The sequence below is a fragment of the Falsirhodobacter xinxiangensis genome (assembly GCF_004959935.1).
Taxonomy (GTDB): domain Bacteria; phylum Pseudomonadota; class Alphaproteobacteria; order Rhodobacterales; family Rhodobacteraceae; genus Falsirhodobacter; species Falsirhodobacter xinxiangensis.
The window spans coordinates 22,046-39,268 of record NZ_SMYN01000015.1; the positions used below are offsets into that span (position 1 = coordinate 22,046).

At 67.0% G+C, this 17,223-nt stretch carries 18 protein-coding genes; 3 read left to right on the plus strand and 15 right to left on the minus strand.

Annotated features, from left to right (window positions below; all coding sequences use genetic code 11):
- Positions 1-59 precede the first annotated feature (59 nt).
- Together E2K76_RS15360 and E2K76_RS15365 are read left to right on the plus strand one after the other, a co-directional pair.
- A complete protein-coding gene (locus E2K76_RS15360; protein ID WP_136685300.1) occupies positions 60-1,625 on the plus strand; it encodes a sensor histidine kinase in 1,566 nt (521 codons plus the stop codon).
- Positions 1,626-1,638: 13 nt separating this feature from the next.
- Positions 1,639-2,871, plus strand: coding sequence for an AGE family epimerase/isomerase (locus E2K76_RS15365; RefSeq protein ID WP_136685301.1), 1,233 nt, complete (start codon positions 1,639-1,641; stop codon positions 2,869-2,871).
- Here the strand turns inward: E2K76_RS15365 and E2K76_RS15370 are convergent.
- Positions 2,837-3,661 carry an aldo/keto reductase gene (locus tag E2K76_RS15370; RefSeq protein ID WP_136685303.1) on the minus strand — a complete coding sequence of 275 codons (825 nt, stop codon included), beginning with the start codon at positions 3,659-3,661 and terminating at the stop codon, positions 2,837-2,839. The genes E2K76_RS15365 and E2K76_RS15370 overlap by 35 nt on opposite strands.
- 11 nt (positions 3,662-3,672) lie before the next feature.
- Positions 3,673-4,845, minus strand: coding sequence for an MFS transporter (locus E2K76_RS15375; RefSeq protein ID WP_136685305.1), 1,173 nt, complete (start codon positions 4,843-4,845; stop codon positions 3,673-3,675).
- Between the two features lie 104 nt (positions 4,846-4,949).
- On the opposite strand from E2K76_RS15375, the gene E2K76_RS15380 reads away from it, so the two are divergent.
- Positions 4,950-5,822 carry a LysR family transcriptional regulator gene (locus tag E2K76_RS15380; RefSeq protein ID WP_169053333.1) on the plus strand — a complete coding sequence of 291 codons (873 nt, stop codon included), beginning with the start codon at positions 4,950-4,952 and terminating at the stop codon, positions 5,820-5,822.
- 24 nt (positions 5,823-5,846) lie between these two features.
- On the opposite strand, the gene E2K76_RS15385 is transcribed toward E2K76_RS15380, so the two are convergent.
- From E2K76_RS15385 to E2K76_RS15445, 13 genes are all read right to left on the minus strand, one after another.
- Positions 5,847-6,659, minus strand: a complete 813-nt coding sequence (locus E2K76_RS15385; protein WP_136685306.1) for a DUF3618 domain-containing protein — start codon at positions 6,657-6,659, stop codon at positions 5,847-5,849.
- Positions 6,656-7,054 (minus strand): phage holin family protein, encoded by a 399-nt coding sequence (locus E2K76_RS15390; protein ID WP_136685308.1) that lies wholly within the window; start codon positions 7,052-7,054, stop codon positions 6,656-6,658. Before E2K76_RS15390 ends, E2K76_RS15385 begins: the two co-directional genes overlap by 4 nt.
- Positions 7,041-7,640 (minus strand): hypothetical protein, encoded by a 600-nt coding sequence (locus E2K76_RS15395; protein WP_136685309.1) that lies wholly within the window; start codon positions 7,638-7,640, stop codon positions 7,041-7,043. The genes E2K76_RS15390 and E2K76_RS15395 overlap by 14 nt, the downstream gene beginning before the upstream one ends.
- A 124-nt stretch (positions 7,641-7,764) precedes the next feature.
- The gene (locus E2K76_RS15400; RefSeq protein WP_136685310.1) at positions 7,765-8,946 is read right to left on the minus strand and encodes a metallochaperone AztD; all 1,182 of its coding nucleotides are present in this window, start codon (positions 8,944-8,946) and stop codon (positions 7,765-7,767) included.
- Positions 8,943-9,218: a DUF6525 family protein gene (locus E2K76_RS15405; protein ID WP_169053334.1), complete on the minus strand. Its 276-nt coding sequence runs from the start codon at positions 9,216-9,218 to the stop codon at positions 8,943-8,945. The genes E2K76_RS15400 and E2K76_RS15405 overlap by 4 nt, the downstream gene beginning before the upstream one ends.
- Positions 9,215-10,399, minus strand: a complete 1,185-nt coding sequence (locus tag E2K76_RS15410; protein WP_136685314.1) for a GTP-binding protein — start codon at positions 10,397-10,399, stop codon at positions 9,215-9,217. The genes E2K76_RS15405 and E2K76_RS15410 overlap by 4 nt, the downstream gene beginning before the upstream one ends.
- An 85-nt stretch (positions 10,400-10,484) precedes the next feature.
- A complete protein-coding gene (locus tag E2K76_RS15415; RefSeq protein ID WP_136685316.1) occupies positions 10,485-11,858 on the minus strand; it encodes an FAD-binding oxidoreductase in 1,374 nt (457 codons plus the stop codon).
- 7 nt (positions 11,859-11,865) lie between these two features.
- On the minus strand, positions 11,866-12,726 hold the full coding sequence (gene sseA, locus E2K76_RS15420) for a 3-mercaptopyruvate sulfurtransferase (protein WP_136685318.1): 861 nt from the start codon (positions 12,724-12,726) through the stop codon (positions 11,866-11,868).
- Positions 12,727-12,737: 11 nt separating this feature from the next.
- Positions 12,738-13,334 (minus strand): 2-hydroxychromene-2-carboxylate isomerase, encoded by a 597-nt coding sequence (locus E2K76_RS15425; protein ID WP_136685320.1) that lies wholly within the window; start codon positions 13,332-13,334, stop codon positions 12,738-12,740.
- A 1-nt stretch (position 13,335) separates the two neighbouring features.
- Entirely contained in the window at positions 13,336-13,884 is a 549-nt protein-coding gene (locus E2K76_RS15430) for a TetR/AcrR family transcriptional regulator (protein ID WP_136685322.1), read from the minus strand.
- A complete protein-coding gene (locus tag E2K76_RS15435; protein ID WP_136685323.1) occupies positions 13,881-14,876 on the minus strand; it encodes a ketopantoate reductase family protein in 996 nt (331 codons plus the stop codon). The genes E2K76_RS15430 and E2K76_RS15435 overlap by 4 nt, the downstream gene beginning before the upstream one ends.
- 81 nt (positions 14,877-14,957) lie before the next feature.
- Positions 14,958-16,106, minus strand: coding sequence for an acyl-CoA dehydrogenase family protein (locus E2K76_RS15440; RefSeq protein WP_136685324.1), 1,149 nt, complete (start codon positions 16,104-16,106; stop codon positions 14,958-14,960).
- On the minus strand, positions 16,106-17,206 hold the full coding sequence (locus tag E2K76_RS15445) for an LLM class flavin-dependent oxidoreductase (protein ID WP_136685325.1): 1,101 nt from the start codon (positions 17,204-17,206) through the stop codon (positions 16,106-16,108). The genes E2K76_RS15440 and E2K76_RS15445 overlap by 1 nt, the downstream gene beginning before the upstream one ends.
- Positions 17,207-17,223 lie beyond the last annotated feature (17 nt).

Sequence of the window (17,223 nt, forward strand, 5' to 3'; positions counted from 1 at the left end):
CGCGCCCTCCAAGGCCCTTAAAACTCGGCATACAGCAGTTGCGCTGCACAAGGCGAAGCATGAACGAAAGCGAGCGACTTTGCGAACTGGATTCCCTTGGGATCATGGATACCCCGGCGGAACCGGAATTCGACACGCTCGTCACGGTCGCTCGCGCGCTGTGCGACGTGCCGGTGGCGCTGATCAGCCTTGTTCATCGCGAAAGGCAGTGGTTCAAGGCCCGCATCGGCTTTGCCCCGCATGAGACGCCGATCAATCAATCGGTCTGTGCCCATGCGCTTGGTGGAACCGAACTTCTGGTCATTCCCGATCTGACGCTGGATGCCCGGACGGCGGCGAATACGCTGGTGACGGGGGAGCCGCATATCCGTTTCTATGCCGGGGCGCCGCTGGTATCGTCCAGCGGGGCGGTGCTGGGCAGCCTTTGCGTGATCGACACGGTGGCGCGCGACGGGCTGACCGCGTCGCAGGCGGCGGGGCTGGAGGCGTTGGCCCGGCAGGTGATCCTGCAGATCGAGGCGCGGCGGCGCGATCGCCAGCTGGTCGAGGAAAGCGCGATGGCCGCGCAGCGGGCGCTGGCTCTGGTCGATCTGGGCGACAGGCTGCGCGATGCCGAGGATGTGGGCGACATGGTGCGCCTTGGGTCCGAGGCGATGGCGCGGGTCCTGTCGCCGTCGCGCGCGGGCTTCGGCATCGTCTCGCCCGAGACGGAGACGGTGATGATGCAGCCCGAGTGGCTGCGCGGTGGCGTCGTGTCGCTGGCGGGGCTGCACCGGTTCCGCGACTACGGGACCTTCATCGACGATCTGACCCAAGGGCGCACCGTCATCGTCGAGGATGTGGAGCTTGACCCGCGCACCCGCCGGAATGCGCAGGCGCTTCTGGATATCGGCATACGGGTGCTGATCAACGTTCCGGTGTTTCAGCTTGGGCGCTTTTCCTTGGTCAGTTTCGTGCATTACGACACGCCGCGCCCGCTGACCGCCGACGACATCGGGTTCATCCGCAGCGTGGGCGACCGGATGCAGGCGGCCATCGCCCAAAGCCAGGCGCGTGAAGAACGCCATCTGATGAATTTGGAGCTGAGCCACCGGCTGAAGAACACTTTCGCCATGGTGTCTGCCATCGCGCGCCAGACCTTTCCGAACGAGGCGGAACGGCAGCAACTGTTCAACCAGCGGCTGGGCGCGATCGCCTCGGCCTATGCCGCGCTGGCCGAGGAGCGCTGGTCCGAGACGGATCTGCATTCGCTGCTGCGCGCCGGGACATGGCTGGGTGGGGATGACCGCATCCGCGCGGATGGTCCGCATCTGGCGCTGAGCGCGGCGGCGGCGCCATCGATTTCCATGCTGTTGCACGAACTGGCGACGAACGCGCTGAAATACGGCGCATTGTCGGTGCCGGGCGGGCGCGTGGATCTGCGCTGGATGGTCGATGGGCCGGATGTGGTGCTGGACTGGATCGAGAGCGGCGGGCCAGTGGTGACGCCGCCATCGTCGCGGGGCTTCGGATCGCGGCTGATCCGGGCGGGTTTAGATGGTGCGGGACGCACCGAGATCGACTTTGGCGCGTCGGGGCTTCGGGGACGGTTCCGGGCGGATCTGGGGGCGCTTGCCCCGCAATAGGGAGGGTGAGGGCATGTGGATCGGAACGGATGGGCCGCGTCTTGTCGCGCGTCAGGCGCATCGGCTGTGGCTTTTGGAACAGGCGCGGCATCTGCTGGATCTGCATGGGACGCGCACGATGGATGTGCGCGGCGGGTTCCGCCCCCTGACGACGGAAGGCGGGCCGCGCCAGATCCACGACACCGCGCGCATGGTGCATTGCCACGCGGCGGGGCATCTGCTGGGTCATCCCGGATCGGACCGGATGGTGGATCATGGCATGGCGTTCCTGCTGAACGGGCATCGGGACGCGGTTCATGGAGGCTATGTCTGGAGCCCGGATGGGAATGACACGAAGCAGGCTTACGGCCATGCCTTCGTGCTGCTGGCGGCAAGTTCGGCCAAGGTGGTGGGCCACCCGGACGCGGACGGGCTGTTGGCCGATGTCGCGCAGGTTCTGACGGATCGGTTCTGGGACGAGGAGGCCGGAGCCTCGCGGGAGGAGTTCGGGCGCGACTGGTCCGGGATGGGCGGCTATCGCGGCCAGAACTCCAACATGCACCTGACCGAGGCGCTGATGGCGGCTTTCGAGGCGACGGGCGAGCGGGCGTTTCTGACCCGCGCCGAACGGATCGCGGAATTGGTGATCGACCGCCTTGCCCGCGCCGAGGGCTGGCGCGTGGCCGAACATTTCCACGAGGATTGGACCGTGGACCGCGATTACGCCGGGGACCCGATGTTCCGCCCCGCTGGCACCACCCCCGGTCATGCGCTGGAATGGAGCCGACTGCTGGTGCAGCTTGGCCAGCTTTCGGGGCAGGGGTGGGTGCTGGAAGCGGCGCGGGCGCTGTTTCTGAACACCGTGCGGATCGGCTGGGCGGCGGAGACGGGCGGGTTTTATTACACGCTGGATTGGCAAGACCGGCCCGCGCGGACGGATCGGTTCTGGTGGCCCTGCGCCGAAGGGATCGGGGCTGCCGCCGTGCTGGCCGAGGTGACGGGCGATCCGGTCTTCGAGGAATGGTATCGCCGCATCTGGGATACCGTCGCCGCGCATTTCATCGACCCGGCGGATGGCGGCTGGTTCCCCGAACTCGACGAGCAGATGCGGCCCGTCGAGAGGGTGTTTTCAGGCAAGTCGGACCTGTATCACGCGCTTCAGGCCTGCCTGATCCCGCTGCTGCCTGCCGATGGCAGCGTGACGCGGGGGCTTTCGGAACGGGTGGACCTGCTCAATCCCACTTGGGGGCAAGGCCCGCGGGGTTGACGATGCGGCCGTCCGGGCGGGCAAGACCGTGGATCGCGGCCATGTCGTCCGCCGAAAGATCGAAGCCGAAGATGTCGAGGTTTTCGGCCACCCGCGATTGGGTTGCCGTCTTCGACAAAGCGATCAGCCCGTCCTGTTGCACGATCCAGCGCAGGACGATCTGCGCAACGGTCTTGCCATGGGCGGCGGCGATCTCCTTCAGCACCGGCTCGGCAAAGACCTTGCCGTCGGCCATAGCGTAGTAGGCGGTCAGGGAAACGCCCGCCTCGCGCGCGGCGGTCAGCAGCGGGGTCTGGTCCAGCCACGGGTGGTATTCGACCTGATTGGTGACGATGGGTGCATCCGACAGGCGCACGGCCTCGCGCAGCAAGGCGGTGTTGAAGTTCGACACGCCGATGTGGCGAACCTTGCCAGCCTGTCGCACCGCGTTCAGCGCGCCGATCTGTTCGGCCAGCGGCACGTCGCTGTTCGGCCAGTGCAGCAGCAGCAGGTCCACATGGTCCGTCTTCAGCTTGGCAAGGCTTTCATCGACCGAGGCGAGGAAGGCGTCGTGGCGGTATTTGTCCACCCAGACCTTGGTGGTCAGGAAGATGTCGTCCCGCGCAACGCCGGATGCGGCGATCGCCTCGCCCACCGCCGCTTCGTTGCCATAGATCTGGGCGGTATCGACATGGCGGAAGCCCAGTTGCAGCGCATGGGGGACGGTGTTCATCACCTCGGCGTCGGACATGCGGTAGGTTCCGAAGCCGAGGGCCGGAATCTTCGCGCCGTTTGCGTTGACATATTGCATGGTCGTTCCTTTCAGGCGGCAAGGGGGGCTGCGCGGCGGTCGAGCGCGCCGCTGAGCATGGTAAGGCCGGTGGCGACCGCGACAAGGATCGCGCCGACGAAGGGTGTGGCCGTCAGGCCGGGGCCATCCGCGACGATACCGCCCAGCCACGCGCCCAAGGCAATGCCAAGGTTGAAGGCCGCGATGTTCAGGGCCGAGGCGACATCGACGGCAGCGGGGCGGTGTTCTCGCGCCATCTGCACGACGTAAAGCTGCAGGCCCGGCACATTGGCAAATTGCAGGAACCCGAGCGCGGCGAGGGTCGGGATGACCAGCCAAGCCGAAGGTGCGGTGAAGCCGAAGACGACGAGCACGGCGGCCTGAAGCGCGAACAGCACCGTCAGCGCGCGAACCGGATCGGCATTCGCCAGCCGCCCGCCCGCGACGTTCCCGGCGGCGATGGCAAGGCCATAGAGCACGAGGATCAGGCTGACCGCGTTCTCCGAAAAGCCGGTGACCTGCTGAAGGATCGGTGCAAGGAAGGTGAAGGCGACGAAGGTGCCGCCATAGCCCAGCGCGGTCATCGCGAAGACCAGCAGCAGGCGGCCAGAGCCGAGCACGCGAAGCTGATCCTTCAGGCTGGCGGGCGGGGCTTTGGGCAGCCGGCCAGGCAGCAGCGCGGCGATGGCCAGCAGGGCGATGACGCCAAGGCCCGCCACCGCGGCGAATGTCGCGCGCCAGCCGAAGGTCTGGCCGATCAGCGTTCCCAGCGGGACGCCGGTGACGATGGCGACGGTCAGGCCCATGAACATCATGGCGATGGCCGAAGCGCGGCGGTCCTTGGGCACCAGATCGGCGGCGATGGTCGCCCCGACGGAAAAGAACACGCCATGGGCGAAGGCGGACAGCACCCGCCCCGCCAGCAGCGCGTGATAGCCGGGGGCAAGCGCCGCGACGGCATTGCCGAGGATGAACAGGGCCATCAGGCCCAGCAGCAGCGGTTTGCGTTCGATCCGTCCGGTCAGGGCGGTCAGCACCGGTGCGCCGAAGGTGACGCCAAGCGCATAGATGCTGACGATCAGCCCCGCCAGTGGAAGGGTGATCTGAAGGTCCGAGGCAACCGTCGGCAAAAGGCCGACGATCACGAATTCTGTCGTGCCGATCGCATAGGCCGCGATCGTAAGAGCGATGAGGGCAAGTGGCATGGAGGGGGTCCGATCTTGTAACCCCGCCCATATCGCATCTTGCGGATGCGACGATAATGGCGGCAATCTGCATATTGCTTGTTCCGCAAAATCACAGGTGGCCTATGGACAATCGGTTCGGAGAGATGGAGGTCTTCGTGCGCGCGGTCGCGGCTGGCAGCTTTTCAGCGGCGGCGCGGCAGCTTGGGATGACCCCTTCGGCCGTCAGCCGGCTGGTGTCGCGGTTGGAGGAGCGGTTGCGCGTGCGGCTTCTGGTCAGGTCCACCCGAAGCCTGACCCCGACCCCCGAAGGCGAGGCCTATTTGGCCGAGGCGCGCGAACTGGTGGACCGGCTGGCCGATCTGGAGGGGCGGCTTGCGCGCCGGGACGTGCCGCGCGGGCCGCTTCGCGTCAGTTCGACCGTTGGATTCGGCGCTGCGGTGATCCTGCCGCTGGTGCCCGATTTCCTGCGCGCCTTCCCCGAGGTGGAGCTGGATCTTACGCTGGATGACGGGGTGATCGATCTTTGGCAGGAGCGGACGGATCTGGCGATCCGGTCGGGGCGGCTTTTGTCTTCGACGTTGAAGGCGCGGCGGATTGCGACCATGCGGCGGATCGTGGTGGCGGCACCGGACTATCTGGCGCGGCGGGGCGTGCCGGAAACTCCCGCCGATCTTCAGGCGCATGACTGTCTGCTCTATAACTTCCTGCCAAGCGAGTGGGAGTTCGCGGGGCCGCTGCGCCAACCCGTGCGTGCGACGTTCCGGGGCAGCGACGGGACGGTCCTGCGCCATGTCTGCCTTGCCGGGCTCGGCCTGATGAAGACGGGCGAACGGGCGGTGGCGGAGGATCTGGCTGCGGGCCGGTTGGTCGAGGTTCTGGCCGACTGCTGCCCGCCCGAGCCGGAGGTGATCCACGCCGTCTTTCCCGGTCATCCGCATCTGGCCAGCCGCATCCGTGCCCTCATCGATTTCGTCGCGGATCGGGCGGGCCCCTGACAGGCGAGGGCACGCCCTATGGGTTCATGACTTGTGGGCGAAGGTATCCTTTGCCTCGCCCATGGCGGCCTGCGCCACGTGTTCGACCTTTTCCGCCAGTGTGCGACCGCCTTCGGGGACAAGCCCTTCCTCGCGGGCCGTATCGACGGCTGCGGCGTAGCCCGCGCGGGCGGCAGCTTTGGCCCTTCCGCCCGCATCGGCGGCTACGTGCCTCGCTTCGTCGCGCAGATGTTCGGCGCCGGGGCCGATCCAGCGATCCTCGACGTCGGAGCGTGGCATCGCGGCGGCGATGACCGCGCCGACCCCCGCGGCAAGCATGCCGATCAACAGCGGATGATCTTCGATCTGGCGGCCCGCGCGGTGCGTAAGATCCGAACTGCGATGCCGGGCGCGTTCATATCCCGAATGCAGTGCGTGTTGCGCATCGTGCAGCTTTTCCCGGGCCATGTCCGTGTATTCGGACGCGGTATCGCGGATCTGCCCGCCATATTGCGAAGCGCCGTCGCGGACGCGGCTGGCAAGCCCCGGCCCGTCATCGTAACGGGCATAGCTGCGGGACAGGTCATGCTGCGGGCGATACCCGTCGCTGCGGCGGGTCGCCCCGGTCGCCAGAAGTGCGAGGCCAAGACCTATCAGGCCGAACGCGACCGGGTTTGCGTTCACCTCGCGTCCTGCGGATTCCAGCGTTCCTCGGGCATCGCGGATGCCGATGAAACGGGTTGCGTCATTCACGACGCCTTCGAATGAAAGCCGGTCCTTCAGCGCGTCCAGCGTGTGTTCGACCTTGGCGCGGTTTGCTTCGACCTCGGCTTCTATCCGGTCGGGATTGTCGCTCATCTGAGAGTCTCCTTTGCAAGTTTGGCGTCGCGTGCCGTCTGATCGACGGTACGCTCGGGCACGAGGGTCTGAAGCGAAAGGTTCGTGCGGCCTTTGACCATCAAGAGCCCGCCGATGACGAAGAGCACCCCACCCACCGCAACTGCCGCCCAGAGGGGGCCGAGCCAGAAGGCGAGCGCGATGACCAGCGCCTGAAGCAGAACGATCGCGGCCAGCAACATGATGATCGCGCCTGCTGCCAGCATTTCGGCCCCGGTGGCAAGGCGTCGGCTGCTTTCGTTGATTTCGGCGCGCACCAACCGGCTTTCGCTTCGGATTAGGTCTGAGAGATCGCGGATCAGATCACCCAGCAGGGCGGGCAGGCTGCGCGTTTCGTGCTGGTCATGAATTGCCATCGAACGCCCCTGTGAGCGGACGGCCGGATGCGTCGCGCGCGGTGGTGGATGGCGTGCCATAGATCGGCGGCTCCACGCCCGGCTCGCGCGTTTGCGGCGCGGTGTAGGTGCCGTATTGTGGACGGGTGCTCGACGCAGTGACCAGCCGCCCCACGGCGATCCCGGCCAGAACGCAGCCCCCGATGAAGATTGCCGGATTGGCGCGGGCATAATCGGATACCGAACGCGCGATATCTTCGACCGAACGCTTTTCCAACCCGTCGCCGAGGCTTTCCAGAACGCCCGCCCCCTGACGCAGCAGCGAGGAAGGCGCGGTCCCGGCCCCGATTTCAGCCTTCTCCTCCTGCTCGTCCGCGGCATGGCGCAGCGTGTCGGCCAGATTGCGGATTTCCGAGCCGAAGCCGGTCCGGCGGCGGTCAAGCTCGTCCGTCACCAGCGCGCGGATGTTCTGCCCGCCTTCGCGCCGCAGCTTGTCCGCCTGATGCGAAAGCCGGTCCTTGGCGTCCTGATATTCGTGGCGCGCAGCCCTGCCGATGTCGTCGGCCCTGGGTTCGCCCAAATCGGCTGTGTGATCTGTATGGGTCATGGTCTGTCTCCTGTGAGGCGATTGCCTGACGGCCCGGTTAAAGGAACCGCCGTCTTCGCGATTGGTTCGCGGAAAATCACAGAGAGACGTTTGGCGCGGGCCGATGACCCGCGCCGGGTGTTGGTCAGTGGCTCAGACCGCTGCCGCCGACGACCGCGATGTTATAGGGCTGGCCGCCGATCTCGACCGCGCGCGCCACATCCAGCGTCTCGGCATCGACCACCTGCACCGCACCCTTGGCCGGATCGGTCACGAGAATGCTGCCCCCCGCCACGGCAAGACGCGGGCGGGCATCGTTCCAGTGCCCTTCCATCGAATAGGGGCCGGTGACCTTGGCGCTGTCCTCGATCCGGGCGTCCAGCATGTTCAGGCGGTGCAGGCTGCCGTCTTCGGTCAGGATATAGGCCGCGCCGGGGCGTGCCGGGTCCAGCGCGAAATCGACGCGGCGGAAGGGCAGTTTCACATGGCGGAAATGCGGCTCGTCCACCGGGTCGATGACCACGAGGCCATCGGCCCCGAAATTGCCGAGGAACATCTGGATCGAGGTCGAGCCCAGCAGCGTGCCTGTCTTGCCTTCGGGGAAGTCGGCCGGATAGGGCAGCATCGCAAAGCGCGGGCCGTCGCCGGATTCCTGAACGGTCAGCACGCCTTCGTTGCAGCCCGCGGCAAGGAAGCTGCCCGAAAACGCCTCGCCATGGATGCCGGTGCAGGTCGCGACTTCGCCCATCGGATCGCCTTTCGCATCGAAGGCCTGAAGGCCCAGCCGGGGGCCGTCGGTCGCGTCGGAGGCAACGGTGGACAGGGTCACGCCGTCGAAGGGCGTGACGAAGCCGTGATGGGCGCGGGACTGCCGGAACTCGGTCGGCTCGACCTTGCCGGTCGCCAGCGCGGATTGCGGCAGGATCGCAGCGTAGCCGCCTTGGTCGAAGTTGATGACGGTCTGCCCGTCATGGTTCACGACGTGGAAGGGGCGCGGGCCGGTCAGGGTGCCGTCGATGGCCGAAGGGTCCGCGACCGAGATGTCGGAATGATCGCCATGCGAGGTCAGGGTGATGCCGCTGTTCAGGAAAGATACGGTCTCGTCATCCGACTGCACCGCGACGAGGGCCGCGCCATTCGCTGCCGGATACAGCTTCGCCTGCCCGACCGTAGGGAAGGTCCAGCGGCCGTCGCCCTCCAGATCGAAGGCGGTGATCCCGGCATCGCCGTGATCGGCGACGAAGACGCGAAAGGCGGTGTGCGTGTCATCGGCAAGCGCGGGAGAGGCGGCAAGGGCGGCTGCGGAAAGAAGCCAGCGGAAGGTCATGTAGTGCTCCTGTTTGAAATCGAAGGGTGGTCCTTGCCCCAGATCCGGGCTGCGTCGCGGGCGATGGATCGCGCCTCTGCTGCGGCAAGGAAACGGGCGGGGTCGGCGGGCGAGACGGCCAGCGCGCGAGTCCAGAGCCGCAGAGCGGAGGTCGCGCTCCACGGCAGGGCGGCATCCTGAAGCCATGCGCGCAGGTCCGGGGGCAGCGCGTCGTAGCGGCGCATCGGATCGGGGTGGGCGCGGCGGGCCAGCGTGGTGCGCAGGTTCCTCATGCGCGGCGCCATGCGGGGAAGGGATCGGGCAGGTTTGCCCAAGCGTCGGGGGTGAAGGCATCGCCGGGGATGAGCGCGGCATCCAGCGCGGCGGTGATCGCGTCGCGGTCCATACCGGCGCCGATGAAGACCAGTTCTTGCCGCCGGTCGCCCCAAGGGTCCTGCCAGCGGGTGGCCAGTTCCGCGATGGCGTCGGGGTGGTCCGGCCAGCGATCGCGCGGGATGCTGGCCCACCAGCCGCCCAAGGGGGACAGGGAGGATACCGCCCCGGCAAGGCTGAATTCGACCACCCAGCCGGGGCGGGTCGCGATCCACAGATGACCCTTGGCGCGGATGACGCCCGGCAGGTCGGCGTTCAGCACCCGGTGGACCTGCGCCGGATCGAAGGGCCGCCGCGCGCGATAGACGAAGGAGGAGATGCCGTATTCCTCGGTCTCCGGCACGTGGTCCGCGAAGCCGTAGAGTTCCTTGGCCCACATCGGGTGCATATGGGCGCGGTCCAGATCGAACAGGCCGGTGTCGAAGATCGCATCCGGGTCGACACGTGCGAAATCGGTTTCGATCAGTCGGGCGTCGGGGTTCAGGGCGCGGATGATCTTGCGTGCCTCGTCCAGACGCTGCGGGCCGGCGGCGGTGGCCTTGTTCAGCACGATCACGTCGGCAAATTCGATCTGGTCGGTCAGCAGGTCCACCAGCGTGCGTTGATCGTCGGGGCCAAGGCTTTCGCCCCGATCCGCGATGAAGTCATGGCTGGAGAAGTCGCGCGTCAGGTTCGCGGCATCGACAACCGTGACCATCGTGTCCAGCCGTGCAAGGTCGGACAGGCTTTGCCCGTCGGCATCGCGGAAGTCGAAGGTGGCGGCGACGGGCAGCGGTTCGGCAATGCCGGTGGATTCGATCAGCAGGTAGTCGAAGCGGCCTTCCTCGGCCAGCCGGCGCACCTCGGTCAAAAGGTCGTCGCGCAGGGTGCAGCAGATGCAGCCATTCGTCATCTCGACCAGTTTTTCCTCGGACCGGGAAAGGCTTGCGCCTTCGCGGACGAGGTCGGCGTCGATGTTCACCTCGGACATGTCGTTGACGATCACGGCGACGCGGCGGCCATCGCGATTGTTCAACACGTGATTCAGAAGCGTGGTCTTTCCTGCGCCGAGGAAGCCGGAGAGCACTGTGACGGGAAGCATGGCGCGTCCTTGGTAATGTTATGACATAACGCTACTAAGGCGCGATAAGGATGGGGGCAAGCCGGAAAATGGCTTGCCCTTTGGGTCAGGCGGGGATGATCTTGCCGGGGTTCAGAAGGTCCTGCGGATCGATCGCGGCTTTCAGCGCGCGCATCACGGCCAGCGCGCCCGCATCGTGCTCAAGTCGCAGGTAGTCCATCTTGCCCGTGCCGACGCCATGTTCGCCCGTGCAGGTTCCCCCGACCGAGATTGCATGTTCGACCATCCCGGCATTCACCCGTTTGATGGCCGCGATCTCCTTGGGGTTATCCGCGTCCAGCGCGAAGACGACGTGGAAGTTGCCGTCGCCCACATGGCCAAGGATCGCGGCGGGGGCGGGGCAGTCCTTCAGCAGTTCGCGCGCGTTGCGGATCGCGCCCGACAGTTCCGACACTGGCACGCAGACGTCCGACGACCAGCCCTTGGCGCCTTCGCGCTGGCCGACCACGGCATAGAAGGCGTTGTGGCGTGCCTTCCACAGGCGGTTTCGTTCCTCGGCATTGGTCGCCGCCTCGAACCCCGTGCCGCCGCAATCGGCGACGATCTCGGCCACCTGTTCGGACTGTTCGGCCACTCCGGCATCCGAGCCGTGGAATTCGAACGCCAGCGTATCGGCGACGGGCAGCGACAGGCCGAAGCGGTCGTTGACCATGCGGATCAGCCCTGCATCCATCAGCTCCATCCGCGCGACCGGGATGCCGAACTGCGTCACCATCGTCGCGGCGCGGACCGCGTCCTCGACCGTGGCGAAGCTGCACACCGCGGCCGAGACGGCCTGCGGGATGCCGAACAGGCGCAGCGTCACCTCGGTGATGATGCCGAGTGTGCCTTCCGATCCGATGAACAGGCGCGTCAGGTCATAGCCCGCCGCGCTTTTGCGTGCGCGCGAGGCGGTCGTGATGATCTCTCCGCTGGGCAGCACGACCTTCAGCGACAGGACGACCTCGCGCATCGTGCCGTAGCGCACGGCGTTGGTGCCGGAGGCGCGGGTCGCGGCCATGCCGCCGATGCTGGCATTGGCGCCGGGGTCGATGGGGAAGAACAGGCCCTGATCGCGCAGGTGGATGTTCAGCGCCTCGCGCGTGACGCCGGCTTGGACGGTGCAGTCCAGATCGTCGGGGCTGACGCGCAGCACGCGGTCCATGCGCGACAGATCGACCGAAACGCCGCCCTTCAGCGCGGCAAGCTGCGCCTCCAGCGAGGTGCCCGCGCCGAAGGCGATGACAGGAACACCCGCCGCCGCGCATTGGCGCATGATGGAGGCGACTTCCTCGGTGGTTTCGGGATGCACGACGGCATCGGGCGCGACGGTGGGGTGCCACGTCTCGCCCTTGCCGTGCTGGTCGCGCAGCGCGACCGAGGTGGAGAACCTGCAGCCGAATTCCAGCGACAGGGCGGTGAACAATGCTTCTTTCGACATCCTGACCTTATGCTTTCCCGGTTGCGACGGGGGTGTCGCCTTCGCGGCCCCACTCGCTCCACGAGCCGTCATAGACCGCCACATCGTCGCGGCCAAGCAGCGACAGCGTGAAGGCGAGCACGCCCGCCGTCACGCCCGACCCGCAAGAGGTGATGACCGGCTTGTGCGGATCGAGCCCGGCATCGCGGAAGCGTTCGGCAAGGGCTTCGGGCGGCAGGACCTCTCCGGTCGCCGGGTCCGACAGCTTGCCGAAGGGCAGGTTCAGGCTGCCCGGGATATGGCCCGACCGGATGCCCGGGCGCGGTTCGGGCACGGTCCCCTCGAACCTGTCGGCGGCGCGGGCGTCGATCACCTGCGCGGCGGCAGTGTCGAGGTTCGTCAGAACGTCTTCGCGGCTGCGGACCAGTTCAGGGCGGAAGCGCGGGGTGAACGTCGCCTTCTTGGGTGGCGCGGGTTCGGTCGTCTCGGCCCGGCCTTCGGCCTTCCATTTGCGAAAACCGCCATTCAGGATCGCGACGTTCTCATGCCCGAAGACGCGCAGGGTCCACCATGCACGCGGGGCGGACATGAGGCCGGTGGCGTCATAGATCACGACCGGCGCGCCGTCATGGATGCCCAGCCCTTCCGCCACGGTTGCGAAATCCTCGGGCGAGGGGAGCATGTGCGGCAGGGGGCTGTTCGGATCGGCGATATGGTCGATGTCGAAGAAGCGCGCGCCGGGGATGTGGCTGGCTGCAAAAATCTCGGGCGCGGTGGGTGTCGCGCCGGGCATGGCGAAGGTTGCATCCAGCAGCACCAGTTCCGGCGATGACAGGTGGTCGGCAAGCCATTCGGTCGAAACCAGCGGGCCGGGGAGTTCGAGCGTCATATGCGGTCCTTTCACGCAGTCAGCTTTTCGCCGCGCAGATGGCGGTCGAGGAAGGGCAGGCTGTCCTGTCCCCAGAAAAGCTGGCCGTTATGGCGATAGGTGGGGATGCCGAACACGCCGGCAGCCGTTGCGGTTTCGCGGCTTTGGGCAAGGCGGGCGGTCACGTCATCCTGCGCCGCGCGGGACTCCAGCGCCGCTCCGTCGAACCCGGCCTCTGTCACCACCGCGATGCGCACATCCGCCGCGCCGATGTCCTGTGCCTTGGACCAGAAGGCGCGGTGCAGCGCGCGGGCCACGCCCAGCCAGTCCTGACCGTCCAGCCATGCGGCGACGATGAGGCGGCCCGCCGGGGTCGGATCGGACAGTGCGGCGCGGTCGAAGGACAGCTCGATCCCGCGCAGATGCGCCCAGCGTTTCAGATCCTCGGTCCAGTAGTCGCGGCGGGCGGCGGGGCGGTTGCGGGAATAGATGCCGCCGTTTTCCTCGATCAGCGGGATGACATGCGGCTCCACGCTGGCGCCATGCTGGGTTGCCAGCGCGGCAAAGGCGTCCAGTCCCACGTAAGCCCAAGGAGAGCCGATCCCGAAGAAGTAGTCGATATGTGCCATGTCAAATCACCTGAGCCTGCGCTGCGTCGAGAAGGAAAAGTGCGGAGTTCCGGGCGTCCAGCATCGGCTGCGCGTTGCCGGTGACTGCCCGCCGGGCCAAAGCCCCGTCGTAAAGCAGCGCAAGATGGCCGCCAATGGCCGGATCGCCGACGATCCTGCGCAGAAGATCGGCGACGGCCTGTTTGTGCATCCGCGCCAGCCCCACGATGCGATCGGACGAGCCGTGTTCCGCCACCGCCAGCGCGAAGGCGCATCCGCGGAATTCGGGGTTCTCGGCCTTTTCGTGCAGACGCGCGAAGATCACCTCGATCCGGCGCCGTGCGTCGGGACAGGCGGCCAGAACCTCCTCCAGCCCCTCCATCACGCGGGCATGGCGGTCGTTCAGATAGGCGAGGACCAGATCTTCCTTCGATGGGAAGTGACGGTAGAAGGTCGCCTTGGCGATGTCGGCCTCCTGGATGATCCGGTCGATGCCGACGGTGCGGATGCCTTCGCGGAAGAACAGCCCGCTGGCGACGGCAAGGATCTTGTCGGAGACGGGTGCCTTCATGATGCCGCCCGCAGGGCCGCATCCGGCCCGGCGAGTTCGATCAGCCGCGCGATGGCGATGCTGCCCGGTGCGCCGCCCGCCGCCGCAAGCTCGGCTGCAAGGCGCTGCGCTGCGCGGTTCCACGGGGTCGGCACGCCATGCAGCGCGCCCAGCAGGGCGACTTCGCCGTTCAGGTAATCGACTTCGCTGCGGGCGCCGCGGGTGAAGCTTTGCCATGTGGACTGGCCGGTGCGCGCCTTGCTCTGCGGGCGCATCAGCTTCCAGTCCGTGATATCCACCAGCCGCTCGTCCGGTCGCGCGGGGTCGTGGCCTGCGGCGATCAAAACCTGCCGCGCCTCGTCCGCGATGCGGCGGGCGGTCAGTTCGACGGTCGCCGCATCGCCCGCGAACAGTTCCAGCACGTTCTTGACGTTGTGCAGCAGCTTGGCGGCCTTCCAGCGCCGGATGTCGTTACGTTCCTCGGCCAGCGAATTGGCGCGGGTCAGGTCGGCGACGATCCGGGCCGATGTCGCATCGCGGCCCGAGGGGAAGCGTCCGACGACGACCGAGGCAAGCTGCGGTCCTGAAAACACACTGACCTTGCCGGTTTCGACATAGACCGCGGGGACGAGGATGCTGGCAGCATAGACGCGCGCGAAACGGCGCAGCGCCGCGCGTTCGGTTTCCAGCCCGTTCTGCAATGTCACCAGCGGCAGATCCGCGCCGCGCTCGCCACCTTCCACCGGCTGGTCCGCCCAGAAGGAAATGGCGGCCTCGGCATCCTGCGTCTTGACGGTCAGCAGCAGGATATCGTCTGCGCGCAGATCGGCGCGGTCCGACAGGTCCAGCCGCAGGGTCTGCGTGCCGGTGGGGCGTTCGTAGATCAGGCCGTCCGCCTTCAGCTTTTCAAGCTGCGCGCCGCGCCCGATCAAAAGATAGTCGATGCCGGCCCGTTCGAACTCTGCCGACAGTGCAAGCCCGACGGCCCCCGCCCCGATGATGATGTAGCGCATGTATCGACCTCTTGGACTGCCGCGTGTTTCATGTGTAGGGGGCTGGCGCGCATTTTTGAACCCCGCGCCAGACCGTTCCGATCAGGCAAGCGCGGCCCGGCCCAGAATGGAGATCGCGACGTCCTCCTGCGGGGCGTGGACCAGCGTGGCCTGCACGTTGCGGAAATGACGCTCCAGCCCCAGATCCGCCGACAGGGCCGGGTTGCCCAGCGTGCGGACGGCGATCTGCACCGCCTCCTGGATGTTGCGCCCCGCGATCAGGCGGGCGCGCATCAGCGTCTCGGGGCTGTCCTGATGATGATCCAGCGCGTCGAAGATGATGTCGCGGGCGCTGCCTGTCAGCAGGGCGATCTCGCCCGCCGCCGTGATGATGCGGTCGGTGGTCGCGATCGGGCGGCCAAGGTTGGCGGGGATGCGGGTTCTGGCGAATTCGGCAAAGACGTCCTGCGCCGCCTCGGCCACGCCAAGATAGATGGCGGTCAGGCCCAGCGTCATCGCGGCATGGGCGCGGTTGTCCTGTTCCGCCCGCCCGGCGGGGCCGATGTTGATGACATGATCCGCCGCCACGGCCACGTCGCGGAACACCACGTCATGCGAGGAGGTTGCCCGCATCCCGAGGCTGTCCCAGTTGCGGACGATCTCGATTCCGGGCGTGTCGGTGGTGACGATGAACGTGCCGACGCGCTGCTCCGGCTCGTCCGTCGCGGCCCAGACGAGGAAATGCGTCAGCCCCTCCGATCCGGTGACGAAACGCTTGCGGCCGCTGATGCGCCAGCCATCCGCCATGCGGCGCGCGATGGTGCTGGGCAGCCCCCCGCGCGATGGGGAGCCGAGATCGGGCTCGCCGCGCGCGGCGTTGATCAGCACCGGCTGCCGGCGCGCCTGTTCCAGCAGGGCACGATAGACATCGGTGGGCCAGGTGGAACGTTGCGCCTGCGTCAGGTGGTTGAACAGGTTCATCGACGCAATCAGCGCGACCGAAGGATCGGCCCGGCCGATTTCGGCCAGTATCCGGGCGGCGGTTGCCAGATCGGCGCCATGCCCCCCGTTTTCCGTGGAAACCGTGGCTTCCAGCAGGCCCGCCTCGTGCAGCGCGCGCAACCCTTCCCATGGGAAGCTGCCGGTCCGGTCGGCCTCGGGGGCGGCGGCGGCGATCCGGGCCAGCGTGGCGGCGGGGACCAACCCACCGGCGCTGGCGGCGGCGGCGAGGGGCTTCTTGTCGGCGATCATCAGGCGACGGCCTGTTTCGCGGCTTCGCGCGCGGCAAGCTCCTTGCGGACCAGCGGCAGGATATAGCGCCCGTAATCCACGGCGTCGTTGTAGTTGTCGTAACCCCGGATCGAGATGAGGTCCGCGCCAAGATCGACGTAATCCAGAAGCGAGGCCGCGATGGTTTCCGGCGATCCGACCAGCGCCGTGGACGCACCGCCCGCATTCGTCGCCGTCACGGTCGGATACCACAGCGCGCGATCCTGCACATCGCCGCGCTTTGCGATCTCCAGCAGGCGCTGCGAGCCGACGTTCTTCGGCGCATCGGCGCCCGGGGCAAAGCGGCCCAGACCCTTGGCGCGGTTCGCCGTCAGCAGATCGAGGATGTTATGCGCCTTCTTCCACGCAAGATCGTCCGTCTCGGCCACGATCGGGCGGAAGGTGACCCAGATGCGGGGGCGGTCCTTGCGGCCTGCCTTGGCGGCTTCGGCATGGATGCGTTCGATCTGCTCGCGCGTTTCCTTCAGCGGCTCGCCCCACAGCCCGAAGATGTCGGCCAGCGCCCCGCCCACGCGATAGGCTTCGTCCGACGATCCCCCGACCGAAATCGGGATCGTTCCCTTGGTTGGCCGCACCTTGTTGGAAAAGCCGCGGAAGCTGTAATGCACGCCGTCGAAATCGAAGGGTTCCGACGATTCCCATGCGCGGCGCAGGATGCGGATATATTCCTCGGTCCGGGCATAGCGTTCTTCCTTGGTCGAAAAATCGCCTTCGCGGGCCTGTTCCTCGTCGCTGCCGCCCGCGATGAAGTGGACGACGACGCGCCCGCCGCTCAACTGGTCCAGCGTGGCAAGCGCCTTTGCCGCGACGGTGGGATAGACCGTGTTGGGCCGCAGCGCGACGATGATGCTGATGTTCTTGGTATTGGCGAGGATCGTCGCGCCGATGGTGAACGGATCGAAAGAGGACGAATGATATGGGATCAGCGTATAGTTGAAGCCGTAATCGTCCAGCGCGCGGGCATAGCGCACCAGGAATGCCGGATCGATCTTCGGCTCGACTTCGGGGGCAAGCTCGTTCGAGGCGTTGGGGAAGGTCACGCTGATGAATTCGGTCGGCATCTGGGTTTCTCTCTCGC